Genomic DNA, 19,965 nt, shown 5'->3' on the forward strand with positions numbered 1-19,965 from the left:
TGTCTTGCGAAATATACTCAGGGCATTACTTTGTTCTCAACTTAAAGCTTAGGAGTCAATCACATCAGAAGTAACCTATAAGAGGCATCCTTCTCATCCTCACGCTTTAGTCATTTTGAAGTCAAGAGGAGGGGACCTTACACCAACGAGTCATATTACATAAATCAATCTAGTATCCTATGAGAAAACTTTCAGTTATTCTATCCACGCTCCTACTACTTGTAGGACTCGGAGCATGTAAGAAAGACACTCCCAAGGTAGACCCCAATGTAGTCACCAAGGCTACCAATCTGACACTAGCTCCTAAAGCTGTCTCACTCAAGGTAGGTGATACTCAGCAGCTCACGGCAACCGTTGAGCCGACTGACAAGACATTTATCATCACCTTCACCAGTGAAAAGCCTGAGGTTGCGACGGTTGATGCTACGGGTCTCGTTAAAGCTGTCACAGCAGGTACAACAAGCATCACGGCCAATGTAGGCAAGCTCATGGCTAAGTGTGTTGTCACCGTAACAGAGAATAGTGGTAGCGGTGGTACAACTATCAAAAACGAGCTTCCTCTCCTCATGTTTGAGGCCACAACAGACGATAAAGGAGTCATAAACCAAGAAGTCCTAGATCACGAAGCCCAGGTCGGTCGTAAGGCACAGCCTTTCAGAGTTTGGGGGCAAGGTCCGTTCGTAGGAGGCTTTGTCAATAGAGATCTAACGATCGTAGGTGTGATGTACGGACTCGTCTTGACAGACTTCAAGGAGTACGTAATTCCCGCTTTTAGTAAGGAGACGCTCGCAAACTGTCCTAAGACACTTTCTATGCTCGCTGAGTATGGTTTTACAACGTTTAAGGATGACTTATACGATGAGAGTACACCTTTCAAAAAGAGCCTAAACGACAACGATCCCTCGGTCTCAGTAGAGATCTATGACAATCCTGATGAGGCACTTGGCTCTACACTGATGCTCCTATTCACCAAGCCCATGCCCAAGAAAGATATTGAGACAGCTCATGCTATCATACCCGATGCTAGAGATTTCCCCAACTATGTAGCACTTATGTCGAAAGATATGGCTAAGATCAAAGAGTTTGAGACAAATCTTGGGCTCCGCGAGTACGATGCCAAAGGAAGTAATGAGGCAAAAAAGAATCTATTCTTTACGTCCAAGGCGTCTTCTATCGCTCAGACCAACTTCTCACTTGTATACTACGGTTGCACACCTATTGAGGGCTCTCCGTTCATCAACAGTGTCGTAAACTTCATCAAGAATGCTACCGACTTCGATGATCCTAAGCTCAAGGAGTGGTTCACAGCCAATGGCTACGGCAAGGAGTTCAAGACCAATAGCTCTAGAGGTTATGCCATGGGCTACGATCCTACTGGTAAAATTCTAGCTCAGCTCTTCATGAACAGCGAAGGAACCATAGCTATGCTTCAAATTGTTGAGAAGCCACAAACTCAGTCAGCTGCTCAAATGCGCAGTCTAGCCATGAAGCAGTACAAAGAGATGCAGAGCCACACTAAGACTAAGCATCTTAAGCTACAACAGCTGCACAGTCACTAAACTATAATCCGCTGTCGCACGATAGCGGCAGAGCCTCTCAAAGTCGACGCTTCTACAACCTTATCAATCAGACATTGACTAGAGAGGCTCTTCAAGAGGGATACTCTGGAGCCATGATGCTGTGGGGTACCCCTCTTCCTTTGAGCTTCAAATATCTGAGGAAACTCTCTTAAGAATGCTAGACGACACAATTCTAGACTCCACAAACATCGCTATTTGCTCGCTCTAAGCACTGATATCTAGTGACTTTATAGATTCACAACTCGTGTGAGCACATCAATAAAAGCCATCAGGTCAACAATTAACGACAATCTACGCTCGAGGGTACAAAACGATAGGCACGTGGAGATTAGTCTTTTCTGAAGCAACAATGCCACGAAGATTCAATGACTCCATATTACGGTGTAATGCTCAAACCTGCTTCCCCACTCCACCCAAGTAGAATTTCTCCAGCCCATGCAATGTACGCAACTGAAATCACTTCTTGTTTTTTTATTTTAGATTAGCTATCTTTGCGATTGTAAGTTAACAGACAATAGATATTATGAAACGACTGCTTCTCTCTCTTTTTCTCCTCTTAGGAGGAGGAGCTATTAGTACAGCTCAGACATTTTATGACATAGCCTCTAGCGGTCTCTTTTACAAGATAATCAACGAAGACTTGCGAGAAGTAGAGGTGTGTCGTGAGCTTGAGGAGCCTAAGACGGAAAATGGGCCTCTGTACGAGCACATCCCTGAGGGGGATATCCATATTCCAGCAGAGATCACTGCCGATGGTGAGACCTATCACGTCGTACGTATTGGAGATAGTGCTTTTGGAGCTTGCTATAAAATTACGTCGCTTTCGATACCAGCGTCTGTCCGCGAGATGGGCGAGTTGCCTTTTTTGTCTCTATCGGGGCTCAAGAGTTTTGTCGTAGATAAGGCAAATCCTCTTTATTGCTCAGTGGATGGTGTACTCTATAGTAAGGATCAGAAGACATTGCTGTGCTATCCCAATGCTCATGGCAAGACTTTTAGTGTGCCTGAGGGGACTCAAAACATCTTGTCCGGAGCGTTCTTTAACTGCTTCGAGCTAGAGTCTATCACTCTGCCCGAGTCTCTGGACTCAATAGGATTCATCGCCTTCACCTCTTGTTTCAATCTCCGAGAGTTGACAATCCCCCAAGGACTCAAGGATCTACAAATTTATGCCTTTGCAAAGTGTGCTTCACTACAAAAAGTGGACTTTAAGGCACCACTGGAGAAGCTCCCGATGTATACCTTCGATAGTTGCTCTGCACTATCTGACATCACCCTCCCTGAGGGTATGAAAAGCCTTGGAGACTGGGCTTTTGGGTACTGTACCTCTCTAGAGCAGATTAAATTGCCGAGTACCCTAGAGGCTATTGAAGGTGCCACATTTAGCAATTGCTCGAAGCTTGCTACAATAGAACTTCCTCAAGGGTTAAAACGGCTTGGCAATTTCGCCTTTGGAGATGATACGGCACTCAAAATGATCAAGTGTCAGATGGTCGACCCGATAGAGGGCGAAGGTATGGGAGAGTCTGTTTTTTCAAATGTCTGGGTTGACCAGTGTAAGCTGATTGTCCCCGAGGGGAGCAAGGAGCGTTATGCTAAAGCATCTCAATGGCAAGAATTTCTACAGATCGAAGAGACCACGGGCCTAGACGATATAACAAGAGATCTCTCGAATGATCACGATCCTGCAATATTTACCATCCAGGGCGAGCAACTAGTCAATAGAGAGGACCTTCCAGCTGGCATCTATATCATTGATGGTGTCAAGACCCTGCTTCGATAAAACATTCGAACGACTAGGCTAAAGCCTCAGAACTAAATCATCATCACATACAAAGCAAAGCTTATGAAGAAAAAACTACTCGTTTATGCATTCATCGTAGCACTCTTGTCTAGCTATACTCTATCTGGACAAGAGAAGAATCAGCTCACCATCATCACCGACAGGGTGGCGTGCGTCGTAGGACATCAATACAAGATGCTTATGACCAACTACTCAGACAAGGTCTACGAATACCTCAAGGATCATCCTCGTATCGTCGTAGACTACAAGCCGGCCGCCCCCTCACTAATCCAAAACGGTGGCACCTGGTTCAAAGCTATCAAGGAGGGAGAGACAGACGTGACCCTTTTGATCTATGGGGAGGAAGATGGAGTTTTGGGGGCTCCAGACTACAACAACCTATTGGACCAAGCGACCTTTCATGTGGTCAACAAATCGGCTGTCGAGCTTCAAATACCAGAGTGGTACACAACTTGGGGTACCAAGCGTCAGGAGGTAGACAAAAAGTTGGTGAATGAGCTTCACTACGCCAATATAACTGCTCGTTATACGGAGATGACACCTTCACTGACTCCTGAGTTTATGAAACCTATAGAGGTCTATAGCAATGGCTCTTTTGAGACACCTTTTGTCTTAAACTACTACAATGACAATGACGAACTATATGCCTCAGCTCTAGTCCTCATCAACTTCAGTAGAGTTATCCCCGCAGACAAATCCCCCATCCGAGCTATGCTGGAGTCTAAAGGCTTCGTGCAGACAGGAACGGATGAAGCTGGTTGCTTTGAAATGCTAAACGAGCAGACCAATACACAAGTCTCCTGTGAGTTCTTCTCACTACAAGGTGTCTATGTGATGGCTGTGACACAGATGAATCGAGACTACATGCCCAATAGCGTGGCAGATGTAACTCGTGCTGAGCAGAGCTTGAGAGCCTACTATCAGGGTAATACACTATATATAGAGGCTGAGCAAGCATCTGGAGAGCAACTCTCCATCTACTCCATAGGAGGTTCACTCCTATTCCAAAAGCCCCTCGTCAGAGGCGTGCAAACGATTGAGATGCCAACAGCTATCCCTGTCATTGTACGAGCTGGTGAGGCCCCTGCTGTCAAGGTTTTGCCCTAGCACCGGCACATGAATCATATCAGCATACAACACTATCACTAAACAATAATAGCTATGAAACAATTCTACTTCTTACTATGCTTGCTAGGGTTGCTGTCTCTATCGACACAGCTACAGGCAGACACCTGGACCTACGACTTCGAGGACTTTGCAAAGCAAAGCAACGGAGAAGGAGCATTAACGCAGATGAACGTGACCCTCAATGGTCTGGACTGGCACATGTGTGGCGTCACCAACTCTGGGGGGCACTGGAGTGACTGGAAGAATGGCGAGTCTTCGCTCAAAGTGTTCGGTCAGGTCTATAGCTCTGCCAAAGAGATGACCAACATCACACTAGTCACCAAGCGCGACCTCGGAACCTTAAAGTTTTGGATCCGTAGCAATGAGCGCTGGTTTGGAGACGGACGTCAAGTCTCATGGATCATCCAGTGGAGTGCAGATGGTGAGACTTGGGTGACGGTCGGTGATCCCTTTGTCCCCGCAGATGAACCCTCAGAGGTAGTTCGAGAGATCAACCAGAGGAATGCTCAGCTACGCATCGTGCGAGAGGACTACCAGACATTTGACTATACAAAGCCGACGGAGTCCTTTGCCAACGTCTTTCACCTAGATGATATGACCATCACAGATATGGGTGGAGCTACGCCAGCTCCAACGCTCACGACGACCGCAGGCTCTGAGATTGACTTCGGAGAAATTACTCTAGGGGAGTCTGTCGAGAAGAGTTTCACCATCTCCTACGCAGGACTAGATGAGAAGCCAACCTTGCAGCTCCAGGGTGACGACAAGGCAGACTTTACCATCGCAAGTCAAGAGACAAAGGCTGAAGGCGAGGACGAAGTTAAGATCGTATGCAAAGCCTCACAGCGTGGCAACCATACAGCATCTCTAGAGATCTCCTATGGAGAGCTAAAAGTATCTGTCGTGCTGAAGATGGTCGGTAAGAAAAAGAATAACACCAAGCTCTACAGTGGAGGTGATGGTACGAAAGAAAACCCCTATCTCATCTCAAGTGCAGAAGATCTGATGGAGCTATCCTCTGAGGTAGAGGGAAACCAGAATCCTTACGCTGACACCTACTTTAAGATGACTGCCAATATCAGTATGGCAGATGCTCAGGGCTTTCGTCCTATCGGCAACGACTGGGGGCGCGATACGAGTGACCCGACGCGCTTTAGACCATTCTCTGGCATCTTCGATGGTGATGGTCACGCCATTACCGATCTCAACGTCGAGTGGACAGACAAGATGTTTAGCGGATTGTTCGGAATCGTCAAGAATGCTACAATCAAAAACCTCACACTTTCTAAGAGCAAGATTTATGGCTCTGCAGGTCTAGGCGGCATGGTCGGTGTTGCTATGGGATCTATAACGATGGAAAACTGTCATACCACATCAGACGTCACCGTATGGTCCAATAGTCTTTACGCTGGAGGACTCATAGCTGGAGCACTCTTTGGCGACGCTAGTAAAACAAGCCGTATATCCTCTTGTACCAACGCAGCTACTGTCAAAGGCGAAATGGGTGGCATCGGAGGAATCATCGGTGTGGCGGGACACTCGGGTCTCATCATAGAGCGCTGTGGTAACTACGGCTCTGTCTCAGATAAAAACTCCACAATAGGAGGTATCGTAGCGATTGTTTCATATCCTGTGGTAATTACCGACTGCTTTAACGTAGGCTACCTAGAGGCTGCCGATACACAAGATGCCGAAAATACACGCTCTGGAGGCATCGTCGGTGATACTGATTTGGCTGAAGGTGTACAGTCTCTAGATGAAGTGCTATCTATATCGAACTGCTATAGCATTGGCGAGTCAAATAAAAAGGCACCAAAGTTCCACCCGATATTTGACGCAACAAAGATCGCATCTCAAGTTAAACTATCCAACAACTACTACTCTAGTGACGTATATGGAGAGATGTACGACCAAAATGTCACAGGAGAGGCTGCAGCTATCGACGTCTCTCTCAAAGAGATGAAGACGGAGGAGTTTCTCAACAAGCTCAACCATGGCCGCAAGGTATGGTCTATCATCTCTGGGGAGAACAATGGCTATCCCGTACCTTTCTATCAGGAGGATAACGCCGTAGAGACTCCTACCGCAGCCCTAGATATTGTCGTCAGGATCGAGACTGGCTATCTAGTCGTAGAGGGTGACTATAGTGCGATCAACCTGTACAACATCCATGGTGTACAGCTAGACCCAACGGCTCTCCTGGAGCGTGGCGTCTATGTAGTCAGAGTCATCGTCGATGGTCAGAGTGCCGTCTACAAGCTTGTATATTGATAGCACTTGTGCTACCATCAATATGAATAGATGATAGAGTGTCCCGAAAGAGCGACTCTTGTCTTCTCTCTTCGGGACACTCTCTTTTTGCTTTAACAATCCAAGGTATACTCCTTGTTTGATTATCTCCAAAATAGACTATCTATGAACCCATATAAGACCTCTACCCCCTACTTGAGGAATTGTCTACTCTTCGCTCTACTGCTACTCTCTGGAGTGACGCAAGTAGTGCTACCAGCACCCCGCACGGAACAAGTCGCTAGGCTAATCGCTGAGAGCTTTTTTGCTACATCTCCCCAACCCTTAAGGAGCTTCAGCTCCTCTCAGACAATCAGCTTAGAGCTTGCAGAGCCTCGTGTAGCCACTAAAGAGAGGACAAGTTATAGTACGACAGATCTAGTCTCTAGTCATTACTACTATATTTACAACAGAGGAGCGCAGGGAGGATTTGTCATCATCTCTGGTGATGATCGCTACCCTGAGCTCATAGGGTATGCCTACGAGGGGCATATCAGTGGGGAGGACATGCCAGAGAGCTTGCGTAGCTTCCTAAGAGCTTGTCAAGAGACGATGGATGCAGCTGATGCAGATCCATTGCTAGCCAAAGAGCTACGAGCCGAGGTAACAACCCTTAGGGAGGCTAAGAGCGAAGTGGCACCCCTCTTAGGAGATATCTGCTGGGATCAAGGCGCCCCTTGGAATGATCAGACCCCGCGACATCAAGGGTCTACGACTGCTGTAGGCTGTGTGGCGACGGCTTACACTCAAGTTATGAGGTACTGGAAGTGGCCCGACAGAGGCGTGGGGACACACACCTATACTTATGGCTACGACTATGAAGACAATGAGGGTAATTGGCGTGTTGCCTATAACACCCTGACGGCAAATTTTGATAAGGAGTATCGCTGGGACTTGATGCCCGCTAGAGCCTCCGTGTATGCTTCGGCTGAAGAGCGCAACGCTTTGAGCACGCTAGCCTCTGATGCTGGCATCGCAGTGGACATGATGTATGGTGATGAGAGTGGTACGCATACCCCCCTTGTGATACGAGCTCTGCGAGATCACTTTCGCTACAAGCAAGACCTATACATGCCTAAGCGGAGGGACTATACGGCTCAGGACTGGAGCGACCTCCTCAAGGTAGAGCTCTCACAGGATAGACCTATCGTTTACGAAGGTGGAGGCTTTGGCGGTCTTCACTGCTTCGTCTGTGATGGCTATGATACGAGAGGGTTCTTCCACTTCAACTGGGGATGGTCTGGACGTGGCAACGGATACTTCAACTTGAACTACCTTACCCCCAATACCACTGGTATCGGAGGTGGTGCTGGTGGTGGATATAGTCAGGGTCAAGGTGCTATAATCGGTATAGAGCCAGACCGTGAGGGTACGTCGACACCCGTCTATAATGCGTGGCTCGGGACGGTCGTGTTTGAGGCAGAGGTCTCTGGGGGTAAGAGCATCACGCTAGAGAGTGCCTCCTTTACCTCTCGTCTCGAAGATGCCCCAGCTTACCAGGGTCGAGTAGCTATAGGCATTGTCTCTTTACAAACACAGGAGATCATTCCAATAGTAGAGCAGGTGGAGCCATTTAATGCTGACCTCTACCTGATGGAGGCAAAATTTACCCTAACCAAGCCTCTAGACCTAACGAAATACATCTCCGAGGGAGACTACATACTCTGCCCCATACATGAGGTGCAAGACGGTAAGGGAGGCACCTACTGGAGAGCTAACTCCATACTCTATGAGGGCGATCAAAACCGCTTTGCCGTCTATCATATATCACACGCTACTGATGGCAACTACATAGTAGCTCGTGACTACTTGCGTGCCCTTTGGGACCTTGAGCTACTACCTAATGATCTTAAGCTCATAGCCTCTAGTAATACGCAAGCAACTGTCACACTGCAGCTACACAATCGCGGATCGAAGGAGTACACCAATAGGCTCTTCGTGCGTGGTAGACCTAAGGGCTCTCAGGAGGAGACAGCCTGGCGACAGCTGAGTGATGATATGACCACGGTAGAGACGGGCAAGACAGGTAGCTACACCTTTAAGCTAAAAGACAATAAAGGTCTCTTTTCAGCAAAGGAGATCGAGCTTCAAGTCGCTTACTATGACATACATGGCTCTCTAGACTACCTTCAGACTGCCACATACCTTGTTTCTGTCAGAGCCGACTACCAAGCTGGTGCAGACATGCCCCCAGTGTTGGTACCCACCACTCCTAGATATGATGTACTTGTAGCTAAGATAGGATCAGGCATGGTCAAGGTCTCTAATACAGACAGCCCTGATGCCGTAGACCTCTCGAAAGTTCCTGAAGGAACGACTCTGCTTGTCGAGGCTACACCTAGTGATGGCACCTCTCTCACGGCACTCACAGCAGATGGTGTAGACATACTTAAGGAGAAGCGTTTTACCGTGCGTCAGAATAGTCTGATTGTGGCGACCTTTGGCACCTCCTCTCCCAAGCCTCTTTACAAAGTGTCTGTACGCTGTACGCCTGCAGAGGGTGGCACGGTAGAGCTCTTAGGGGCTAAGGATCTGGAGAAAGTCCCAGAGGGTACAACGCTACAAGTAGTAGTCACCCCCGCAGAGCACTTTGAGCTAGACGCTCTTACTGCAAATGAGAACGACATCCTCACCTCTAAGCAGTTTGTCGTCATGAGCGATACAGAGGTGCATGCCTCCTTTATAGACCATACGGGAGTAGCGCATATTGACCCTAAGCAGCAGAGCATTTATCCCAATCCCGCGACAGATCACATTACGATTTGTACGGCTGAGGGGAATACTATCGAGCTTTTCTCCAGTGATGGGCTACTCGTAGCTACTACTCAGGCTACTCGACATGAGACCACCATCACTGTCGCACAGCTCCCCGCAGGACGCTATATAGTTCGCATCACCCCACTAGAGGGTGTGCCTAGCTTGTATCCACTTATCATACAATAACCCTGTCTTGTGAGTCGCTAAGCTCTCTTAGTGCGACTCGCTGATGCGGAGCAAGCAAATAAGCAAACCGTCGGGACGAATCTCGTATTCGTCTCGACGGTTTACACATAAGACGTAGTCACTGGTCGTCACAGACGTACCAGCGACTACGAATTGTCTTTATAGCTATGCTCATTCTAGCTTTTATCGGACAGCAGTTATAACGTAACTCTCAGACCTGCTTCCCCACTCCACCCAAATAGGGAACCAGCTAACGGCCAACAGCTACAATAGCTGGGCCAAGAGCTCCTCGGTAAGGGCTAAGTGCGTATAGGTGGCGTAGCAACGGCCCGTGTGCCACAGCGCGGTTGCTACGGGATCACCCCACGCATTGTACTGCTGCGCTGTCGAGGGTAGCGGATCGATGATGCGGGAGTAGTGAAACTCGTGTCCACGCACTGCCACACCCGCTATCTCGAGCTGGCGGTAGCCAAGCGCTAGCCCGCGCTGCTGCATCGTGGCGGTCTGCTGTAGCGCACCCACGAGCGGATAGCTTGTTCCCTTCTCGTCGACGATTGCCTCGCAGAGGAGGAGCATGCCCCCGCCCTCGGCAAGCATCGCACCGCCCCCACGAATGTAGTCGCGGAGGCTGTCGAGCATTGACTTATTGGCGGACAACTGCTCCAGATGTAGCTCGGGATAGCCCCCTGGGAAATAGACGAAGTCACTCGGTGGCAGTGAGCTGTCTGAGAGCGGGCTGAAGTAAGTCACCTCGCCCCACTGCTCTAGCTGGCGCACATTCTCCTGATAGAGGAAGTTGAAAGCGTCGTCACGAGCCACGGCTATACGACGAGGAGCTGACGAAGAGTGCTTTTGCAGCAAAGGGGCTTCGTGAGACAGCTCCTTTCGCTCTGAGGAGATGGCTAGGAGGCGATCAATGTCTAGATGTTGCTCTAGGAGGTCGGCCACCTGATCGGCGTAGCGATCTATCTGCGCCAAGTCGTCAACGTCCAGCCCTAGGTAGCGACTGGGGATGGCGATGTCATCGACACGAGGTAGCGAGCCCAGCACTGGCACGCCCGCATCTGCGGCAGCTTGCGTGAGATAGGTCAGGTGACGCTCCGAGGAGACTTTGTTAAAGATGACTCCCGCTATCTTAACCCTTGGGTCAAAGTGCTGCAACCCGTAGAGTAGCGGAGCCACCGTGTAAGCCATCGAGCGCGGGGTCACGACCAGCACAACAGGCAGGTCTAGGAGGCGAGCAATGTCGGCTGCGGAACCTTTGTCCCGATCGTAGCCATCGAAGAGCCCCATCACACCCTCCACGATGACCGCCTGAGCGTCCTGACTATAATGGTGGTAGAGCGTCTGCACCCGCTCGGCGCCGTACATGAAGAGGTCCAGATTGACCGCTGGGCGACCCGTCGCCACGCTGTGTAGCTTAGGGTCTACGTAATCGGGACCGCACTTGAAGGCTTGAGTGGCTAGACCACGGCGTGTGTATGCACGGAGGAGGCCCATGGTGAGTGTGCTTTTGCCACTCTCAGAGAGGGGCGCAGCAATGAGGAGGGAGGGAAGTGATGCCATAAGTGATTGACTAAAGTTGAGAGTCAGGAATGAGGAGTACCTCGAGCTGAGCCGAGGGAACGAGAGATTTGCAGACCTGATAGCAGTGATCGACGATGCTCTGGTAGAGCGGATGCGTACCGTCGGGGAAGATCTGCCACAGTTCGCGAGCAAGGGTCATCTCGTTGATCTGCTTCTTCTGCGCTTCGCTCGCACCAGAGGCAGAGGCGAGGGCGGTGATGAAGGCTTTGTCCATCACCACCTTCTTGCTATGTGTGTCCAGTTCGCCAGCCGCCAGCTTGACTGCCTTGCCGATCATGATGCCAAGGGTGATCTGCGGGAAACCCAGTTCGTTGGCGAGGCTGAGCGTCTCCCCGATGAAGTTGCCATACTGAACGAAAGCGTTGGCGGGAAGGTCTGGGAAGCACCCCTTGAGGTACCGCTCGCTACGTCCGCCAGAGTTAAGCACGAGATGCTTGCCGTAGACTGACTTGCTCACCTCCAGCTCACGACGTATCGACTCAACAAAGGCTTCGCTCGAATAGGGTCGCACGACACCTGTGGTGCCGAGGATAGAGATGCCGTCTAGGATGCCGAGCCGTGGATTGAAGGTGCTGTGGGCAAGCCGGCGCCCCTCGGGCACGGAGATGGTTAGGTCGATGCCCACTTGGGAGAGGTCGACCAAGGTGCCGAGTGCTTGGCGCATCATCTGACGCGGTACGGGGTTGACGGCAGGCTCGCCGACCTCTAGTCCGATGCCAGGGAGGGTAACGCGCCCTACCCCTTCGCCTTGTAGGAAGGTCACTCCGCTGTGTGCCTGCGTGAGCGATAGGTCAGCAACGATCTCAGCACCGTCAGTAACGTCAGGGTCGCTGCCCGCATCCTTGATAGCGACCGCTCGAGCGCCTTGTGTCGTTAGCTCACTGTGCTGTATGGGGAAGGGAACCCGCTCGCCCTGAGGGAGGGTTACGATCACCTCGCTGTAAGACTCCTCGTTGAGCAGTGTGAGCAGGGCGGCCGTAGCGGCAGCTGTGGCGGTGGTGCCAGTCGTCAAGCCAATGCGCTGAGGAAAGAAGTCGCTCCCCAGCAGTCGCTCGATGGAGCGACGAAGACCTACGGGTCCCTCGACGGTGACGGTGGCTGGATAAGGGATCTGTGGCCTTCGGATGACCAGCACGGTGATGCCGAGTGCGAGAGCCTCCTCCACTTTTGCCGCGAAGCCACTCGTGTCGCCACTCTCCTTGAGCAGGATCATGTCTGGTCGTAGCGTGGCAAAGAGCTCTCGGTCACACTGCTCCTTGTCATAGTAGACCAGCCGCTCTGGCGGGAAGTCACTCTGGCGTAGTCGCTCCTCGGTCTCTGCGATGGGCATCACCCGCAGATAGGTCTCGTGCTGGGTCCAGTAGGCTCTCAGCCGCTCGACGGAGTTAACACCCGTCAGAGCAAGTAATCGCTGGGGCTGATGCTTGAGAAGATAGGTCAATGCAGCGTCAAAGGAGTCTAGCACTACGACCGAAGCGGGCAGAACGGGAAAGGTGCGCTCGTAGCGTATCACAGGGAGCTGCAGGCGAGACACACAGTCGGCCACGCTCTGGTGAACGCCCATTGCGAAGGGGTGCGCCGCATCTACGATGAGGGCGATCTCCCGCTCCGTGCAGAAGTGCGCCATCTCCTCACCATTCATACCGCCCTCTAGACGGATCCCGTGGTGCATCGAGAGCTCTTGCGAAGCTCCTCGTGTGGAGTAGTAAAAAGGTTTGCCCGCCTCCTCACACACTTCGAGTGCTTTGCGCCCCTCTGTGGTTCCGCCGAAGATTAGGATCATACCTTTGAGGTGTGGATGGAGAAGTGTAATGTGTCGGGGTCGAAGTCTATCCCCTTTGCTGCAAAGTAGCTCGGCAGGGTGCCGTCACTGGCGAGCGTCCTCGGCGGACCCATGTGTAGCACGTGATCATCATCGAGGAGCCACACCTGATCGGCTATCTGGAGAGCCAGCTCTAGGTCGTGCGTGGAGAGGAAAATCGTCTTGTGCGTCTCACGAGACAAACGAAGAAGGAGCTGCAACATCTCGACCTTCGAGGGAAAGTCTAGGAAAGCGGTCGGCTCGTCCAGTAATATTATAGGAGTCTCCTGCGCCAGAGCCTTGGCGATCATCACCTTCTGACGCTCGCCGTCACTGAGCGAGTCGATCATCCGTTTGGTTAGAGGTTGGATGCCGACCAACTCTATTGCCTCATTGACCGCCTGTCGGTTGCTCTCGTCCATCTGTCCCCAGAAGCCGGTGTAGAGGCTCCGCCCGATGGCGATCATCTCGTAAGCAGTCGTATTGCTCATGATGAGCCGCTCCGTCAGCACGACGCTGATACGACGTGCCAGCTCTTTGGCACTGTATTGCTGTATCTCCTTGCCCTCGACTAGGAGCGCCCCACCGAGCTTCGGCTGGAAGGCTGCGATCGTCCTAAGCAGCGTCGACTTGCCCACACCATTTGACCCGATGAGGCAGGTGAGCTGTCCCGACCAGATGGTGGCATTGAGCTGGCTCGCTACAACGCGCGTGTGCTTCATCTGGTGATACCCTATTGATAGGTCACAAAGCTCTATCGTTGCGTGGCTAGTCATACGATTATAGTTGCTCTCTACGTCGTTTGTCAAATAGTACCCAGATCACAATCGGAGCACCGATGAGCGCCGTCACCGAGTTGATCGGCAACGCCCCCTCCATGCCTGGCATGCGGGCGATTAGGTTACAGCAGAGCGCCAGAAGTGCCCCAACGAGCGTCACCGCAGGCATCAGCGTCAGATGATTGGAAGTGGCAAAGATGGTGCGACAGAGATGTGGCACCGCCAGTCCGATGAAGACGATCGGGCCGCAATATGCGGTCACGATAGCGGTCAACAGACAGGCCGAGAAGATGACCAGATGGCGCGCCCGTCCGTAGTTCAACCCGAGGCTACGGGCGTAGTTCTCCCCGAGGAGCATCAGGTTCAGCACCTTGATCAGCAGGAAGGAGAGCGGTATCAGCACCAGCATGATGATGACAAAAGTAGTCACCTGATCGCCACTCACCTTAGCAAAGCTTCCCAAGCCCCAGATCACATAGCTACGCACATCCTCATCATTGCTAAAGAACTTCAGCACGCCGATGATCGCATTCGCTATGTAGCCGATCATCACACCCATGATCAGTAGTACCACATTGCCCCGGACGCGCTGCGCCATCGTCATGATGATCGACATCACCAGCATCGCCCCGATGAGTGCTGCCACTGAGACCGCCATCTCCCCCACGAAGCCCATCCGCACGAGTGCCTTCTGGCTAATGCTCCCCGAGAGGAGGATAAAGGTCGCCACGCCTAGGCTAGCTCCCGAGCTAATACCTAGCTCCGAAGGGCCCGCTAGTGGATTGCGAAAGACCGTCTGCATCTGCAGACCACTGATCGAGAGCCCCGCACCCGCTACCAACGCTGTAATCGTCTGCGGGTAGCGACTCTTCCAGATGATGTTGCGCCAGATCTCATCGCCACCGGCATCCGCACCAAAGAGTATGCGCACCACCTGGTCAAAAGGGATAGCAATAGTCCCCAGCGACAGGTTGAGTACGAAGAAGACTACGATGAGGAGTGCTATAAGTGTAAAGGCTATAACTGGACGTCGCATAGCTGACCCCTTAGCGGGTTAATATCGAGTAAAAGACCGGCTCGTGATCTGGAAGCAACTGCGGGTGAAAGGCGTGGATCAAGTCCGCCAAGACCACCTCAGGCTCCACGGGCGACAATTCGTAGAAAGGTCTCTCCCGCAGATTGCAGTACAGCACCCGCTTATCCCGATAAGCTTTGAAGTCTCGGTAGCGAGCATCCGTTTTGCCCAGCACATCGTAGGAGAAGGTGCCGTCGTAGCTATTTGCAATGCGCCAGTAGTCGGCATCAGCCGCCTGAGCATAGACCGTCTCGAAGTCAACGTAGAAGCCTCCCGACTCCTTATCGTCTGCCATAAAGTAGTCCGCACCCGCATCCTCAAAGAGGTGAGCTAAGTAGCTCGCGCCACCTACCACATACCAGTTGCCGCCATGCAGTTCACCACTGAGCACCTTCGGACGGGGCAAGTCATCGGTGATCAAAGCTTGTAACTCGTGGTAGCGCTGCTCTATCGTGCTGAAGAGCGTATCCGCACGCTCCTCCATACCGAGCAGGAGTGCCGTGAACTTAAGCCACTCAGCCTGTCCCAGCGGCGAAGTCTCCTTGTACCCTAGGAAGGTAATCAGCGGTATGTCCAGCTGCTTGATCACATCGTAGCCACCCCGCTTGAAGGGGCTTACTAATATAATGTCTGGTTGCAGCGCCATAATCAGTTCGCTATCGAAGTTGCCCTCGATGCCAATCCGCTTAGCTGCGCCCGAAGCCAGCCGTGACTGCATCTCTTCGTTGAAGAGGAAGCGCGTACTCGGCATCCCCACGATCCGATCCACCGCATCAAGCTTAATAAAGTTAGAGAGCTGTAGCGTCGTCATCACGATGACACGACGCACGGGTGTCTCTATCATGGTGTAGCCCTCCGGCACCTGAGCCGCCTGCTCCGACGCCTGCTCACGAGGCACCAAAGCGTAGCGATACACCTCGCTACTGTCATGCGTCGGGTCTGAGATAGTGACCAGCGTCACCGCGCCCGCATGCTCTATCTGTAGCCCCTCGGCATAGCGTATCGTAGCAGTGCTATCGACCTCTGCGCCCCCCGTAGAGCCCTCGTCTGAGTGTCCCTTGCCACACGAGATCAGTAGCAGGGAGAGTACCCAGCAACTCAGCAAATATCTCACACAGCGTAATCTATCCATCTTCTTATCGATCTGTTGCACTGCAAAGATACAGAAACGATTCGTCTCGGCATCACACACCAGAAAAAGTACAACCATGAGTCCTGACGTTACAGCCCACTACACAGCCGTCACACCACATGCCATAAGCATTGAGTTAAAAAGGATTGTTATCCCACTTGCTACGAAGTTTTTGCCTATATTTGTGGGCATGTTAAGACTAGTAGCAGTTGACACCAGCATGTGCACCAGCTAGTCACACACAAGAATACTGAACAATAACACAATATCATCTATGAAAAGACTTTCCGTCATCCTATCCAGCCTCTTACTACTCGTAGGGCTTGGATCTTGCCAGCGAGAGTGCTCTGGTGTAGTCCCCGAGGCTACCGACTTGACACTATCTCCCGCGGTTGTCACACTGCAGGTCGGAGGCACCCAGCAGCTTATTCTCACCATCCTGCCAGCTGACCAAAACTTTACCCCCACCTTTACCAGTGACAAGCCTGAGGTAGCTACCGTCGATGCCAAGGGACTCATCACAGCAGTCGCTGAGGGTACAGCTCACATCACCGCTCAGGTAGGCAAGCTCACACGGCAGTGCGTCGTCACTGTCTCTAACGCAGCTCCTGAAGTGAAACTAGTGGTCGAGACCACTGCCCTATCTATCAAGAAGGGTGGCACTGCTCAAATCAAGTATACAGTCACGCCTACCGACACACCCGTCACCTTCACAAGCGACAAGACTGACATAGCAACTGTCGATGCGCAGGGGCTCGTCACAGCAGTCGCCGCTGGTAGTGCGACCATTGCAGTGGACGCTGCTGGTCAGGAGGCACTGGTAGCAATCACCGTGACAGAGGACAATGGTGGCGGTAACACAACTGTCAATAACGAGCTCCCTCTACTCAAATTCGTCATAGAGCAAGACGCTCAGGGTGTCCCAGTCGATGCCGAGGTCCTCAAGCATGAGCAGGCCGTGGGTCGCACGCTGAAGCCTGTCAACATCGGTAAGGGTCCCGATGGCGGTGATCTTATTTTCCCTGGGTTTAGCAATACCGCTCTGACCATCACAGCTGCCGTCTATGGTCTCAGCACTCAGTCTGGCGAAAAGGTGGTCATAGCCTTCAGCAAGGAGAGCCTAGCTGAGTGTCCTAGGACGAAAGCTATGCTTACAGACTATGGCTTTGACAATCTAGCACCGAGCAAGTTCCAAAATGGTACCCCCTGCATGATCGGGACCAAGAGTGACAACTCCAAGATCCAGGTAACGATCTATGACAAGCCCAATAGTGAGCTGCAGTCTACCCTCATCATCGAGTTCCTCGAGAAGAGAGAGCTACCCACAGCGCACCCTATCCTCCCGAAGGTCAAGGACTTCCCCGACTATGCTACATTCATAACAGGCGATGTGGCCAAGATCAAGGAGTATGAGAGCAATCTCGGCTTCCGCAACTTTGACGCCGAAAAGTCCAATGTAGACGCCAAGAACTTGCTCTTCGAGACGAAGCAGGAGTCTATCCCTGAGTCAAACTTCCAGCTAGTCTACTATGTATCAAGCGCTAAGACCAAGTTTATCAATTGCATCGTAAACGTCCTCAAAGGGCCAGAAGATCTTGCTGATCCCAAGCTCAAGGAGTGGTTTACGACGAATGGCTACGGCAATAAGTTTGAGGCACGTGCCGACAGAGGCTATGCCTTTGGCTGGGATGCTTCAGGCAAGATCATCTGCCAGATCTTCATCAAGGAGGGTGTCACATTCATCCAGATCTATGAGAAGCAGCAATCGCAGTCAGCTAGCCAGATGCGTCGTCTAGCCGTCGAGCAGTACAAGACGATGTCAGCTCAGCCCCAGAGAGCTCAGTACTACAAGCTCCAGCGCCGTCGCTAGGATACGACAGTATAATGACTTATTAGATGACACAGTAGCGATGTAGGGGCTCCTCGTCTGAGCGACCCCACCCGCAGACTAGACATCTGACAAGCGTTGCAAATCTCCACGTAGGAATTTCGAAATTCCCACGTGGAGATTTTTTATTTCCCACGTAGGCGCAAATCATTTCCTCCGAAGTTTCATTTCATTCCTCCGAAGAATTTTTCCACGCCCACGTGGCTATTTCGAAATTCCTACGTGGGGATTTACGATTTCCTACGTTGGAATCGAAAAGTTCCTCCCTTGGAACTAAAAAGTTCCAAGAGGGGAACTGTTTTTGGAACTCGTATCTGTAACGAATACAGCACGATACAGGCGTCTCCTCTGTGGAGGGCCTTTTCCTCTAGGTACAGAAACAGCACGAGGGTGCGTCAGCTCTCTGACACACCCTCGCGTGAGACTGCCGTATCTCTATCAGCAGTCCGCTCTGTTACGGCTCTATCGCTGAGTCATTATTGCTGAGTATTTAGGACTGATTGGAAGGTCTGATAAAGTCCCTTCTGCTTGGTCAGTATGCGCTGCTTCAAAATCTTGCGGATGTCCTGTGAGACAGCCTCTCTGAAAGCCTTGCGAGCAGTAGCCGTCTTTAAAGCATGAGTAGCATCTACGATCTGCATCCAGCAGAAAGTGCCATCATAGTCTGTCGGCTGAGCATAGAGGAAGCACTGATCGCCATTAGCATTAAAGGCCTCGACACCCATGTGCTCTGGCACATAGCCCTTGTAGTCGGTGAAGCCGTTGGCTGCGAGCCAGTTCTTGACCGCCTCGGAGCGGATCTCTAGCTCGTTGGGGATAGCAAAGACCTGGCAGTTGATGTACTGTAGGTCGCCCTGCGAACTGGACTTGCGGATGTAGAAGACCCACTGTAGGTTGGTCTTAGCTATCTGCTCGGGAGTCGTGTCGTAGCTACGGTTGTCGTCAGAAGACTGCTCCCCGTTGAACTTACGGAATCCGAGCTTGTCCTCAAAGGCTTGTAGCGCATCATTGTCTGCCCCCTTGAAGAAGTCTAGCGTCGGGAAGTCCTTAGCCGTCTCGACGACTGGGTGCTGAGTCTTGAACTCTGGGTATCTCTTTTGGTTGATCTGGATGTACATCTTGGTGCCTAGATCCTCGTTGACCTCATTGTACATAAAGACTGTCACATCAGGATCGTCCTCCTTGTGGCTATTGAGAACAATCTTCTCAGCACCATCACCAGCAACCTCTTTTTCCTCTGTAAAGGGGACAAAGCCCAGCTTGTGGAACATCTCCTTCGTCCGATCACACTGCTCCACCGTCTCCTTACTATAGGCTAGGATGTAGTACTCCTTAGCAGACTGGATGCCATAGATGACGCCAGGGATCGTAGGCAGATCCTTATTGACAAATCCTAGATAGTAGAGTCCCTCAGTGTAGCAGATATTGCGTACGACACGACCTAGGGCGTGCTCGTACTGCAAGACCTCCTCATCAATCAGATTGCGAGCCATATCGTATTTGGGATTAAATGCCAACATCGGTAGCTCCTGCTCTGTATTGATCTTTGCTTTCTCTACGGTAACAAGCACAGAGGCCTGCATACCTCCTCCGTGTACCGTTATCTTGGTCGTACCCTCATGGATAGCTCGCACGAGTCCCATTGCATTGACAGTGGCGATCTCGGGGTTATCGTTTGAGTAGACGAAGTCTACCTTGAGCTCTTTAGGCTCTTGTAGCACCTCTAGCTGGTAAGTCTGTCCCTCAGCCACAGTGATAGACTCTGAGGCAAAGGAAAGCTTCGTGAGCTGCCCTCCTGAGACTGGGTCGTCGTCACAAGAGGTCAGGGCAAATAGGGCAACGCCTATTAGCAGGGATAGTAAAGTAGTACGTGACATAGAAACATTGTATTAAAGGTTGATGTAAACGTTCTGACCATCGTAAATGCTTGCGCTCTGCTAAGGTAGCAAGAATAACTGA

General features: G+C 51.4%; 12 protein-coding genes. 6 read left to right on the forward strand and 6 right to left on the reverse strand.

Annotated elements, in window-relative coordinates; genetic code table 11:
* Positions 1 to 179: 179 nt before the first annotated feature.
* From RDM37_RS01575 to RDM37_RS01595, 5 genes are all read left to right on the forward strand, one after another.
* A complete protein-coding gene (locus tag RDM37_RS01575; RefSeq protein ID WP_308554546.1) occupies positions 180 to 1,559 on the forward strand; it encodes an Ig-like domain-containing protein in 1,380 nt (459 codons plus the stop codon).
* 544 nt (positions 1,560 to 2,103) lie between these two features.
* Positions 2,104 to 3,363 carry a leucine-rich repeat domain-containing protein gene (locus RDM37_RS01580; RefSeq protein ID WP_308554547.1) on the forward strand — a complete coding sequence of 420 codons (1,260 nt, stop codon included), beginning with the start codon at positions 2,104 to 2,106 and terminating at the stop codon, positions 3,361 to 3,363.
* 63 nt (positions 3,364 to 3,426) lie between these two features.
* A complete protein-coding gene (locus RDM37_RS01585; protein ID WP_308554548.1) occupies positions 3,427 to 4,491 on the forward strand; it encodes a hypothetical protein in 1,065 nt (354 codons plus the stop codon).
* Between the two features lie 54 nt (positions 4,492 to 4,545).
* On the forward strand, positions 4,546 to 6,783 hold the full coding sequence (locus tag RDM37_RS01590; RefSeq protein ID WP_308554549.1) for a hypothetical protein: 2,238 nt from the start codon (positions 4,546 to 4,548) through the stop codon (positions 6,781 to 6,783).
* Between the two features lie 144 nt (positions 6,784 to 6,927).
* Positions 6,928 to 9,744, forward strand: coding sequence for a thiol protease/hemagglutinin PrtT (locus RDM37_RS01595; RefSeq protein WP_308554550.1), 2,817 nt, complete (start codon positions 6,928 to 6,930; stop codon positions 9,742 to 9,744).
* 264 nt (positions 9,745 to 10,008) lie between these two features.
* On the opposite strand, the gene RDM37_RS01600 is transcribed toward RDM37_RS01595, so the two are convergent.
* From RDM37_RS01600 to RDM37_RS01620, 5 genes are read right to left on the reverse strand one after another with little or no spacing between them, the layout of a single operon-like run.
* A complete protein-coding gene (locus RDM37_RS01600) occupies positions 10,009 to 11,310 on the reverse strand; it encodes a cobyrinate a,c-diamide synthase (RefSeq protein ID WP_308554551.1) in 1,302 nt (433 codons plus the stop codon).
* Positions 11,311 to 11,320: 10 nt separating this feature from the next.
* The gene (gene cbiD, locus RDM37_RS01605; RefSeq protein ID WP_308554552.1) at positions 11,321 to 13,114 is read right to left on the reverse strand and encodes a cobalt-precorrin-5B (C(1))-methyltransferase CbiD; all 1,794 of its coding nucleotides are present in this window, start codon (positions 13,112 to 13,114) and stop codon (positions 11,321 to 11,323) included.
* Positions 13,111 to 13,941, reverse strand: a complete 831-nt coding sequence (locus RDM37_RS01610) for an ABC transporter ATP-binding protein (protein WP_308554553.1) — start codon at positions 13,939 to 13,941, stop codon at positions 13,111 to 13,113. The genes cbiD and RDM37_RS01610 overlap by 4 nt, the downstream gene beginning before the upstream one ends.
* Entirely contained in the window at positions 13,913 to 14,947 is a 1,035-nt protein-coding gene (locus RDM37_RS01615; RefSeq protein WP_308554554.1) for an iron ABC transporter permease, read from the reverse strand. Before RDM37_RS01615 ends, RDM37_RS01610 begins: the two co-directional genes overlap by 29 nt.
* 10 nt (positions 14,948 to 14,957) lie before the next feature.
* Positions 14,958 to 16,118, reverse strand: coding sequence for an ABC transporter substrate-binding protein (locus tag RDM37_RS01620; RefSeq protein WP_308554555.1), 1,161 nt, complete (start codon positions 16,116 to 16,118; stop codon positions 14,958 to 14,960).
* A gap of 274 nt (positions 16,119 to 16,392) precedes the next feature.
* On the opposite strand from RDM37_RS01620, the gene RDM37_RS01625 reads away from it, so the two are divergent.
* On the forward strand, positions 16,393 to 17,988 hold the full coding sequence (locus tag RDM37_RS01625; protein ID WP_308554556.1) for an Ig-like domain-containing protein: 1,596 nt from the start codon (positions 16,393 to 16,395) through the stop codon (positions 17,986 to 17,988).
* 494 nt (positions 17,989 to 18,482) lie between these two features.
* Here the strand turns inward: RDM37_RS01625 and RDM37_RS01630 are convergent, their stop codons facing one another.
* Positions 18,483 to 19,883, reverse strand: a complete 1,401-nt coding sequence (locus tag RDM37_RS01630; protein WP_308554557.1) for an Ig-like domain-containing protein — start codon at positions 19,881 to 19,883, stop codon at positions 18,483 to 18,485.
* Positions 19,884 to 19,965: the final 82 nt, after the last annotated feature.

It is taken from the genome of uncultured Porphyromonas sp. (genome assembly GCF_902489635.1).
Classification (GTDB): domain Bacteria; phylum Bacteroidota; class Bacteroidia; order Bacteroidales; family Porphyromonadaceae; genus Porphyromonas.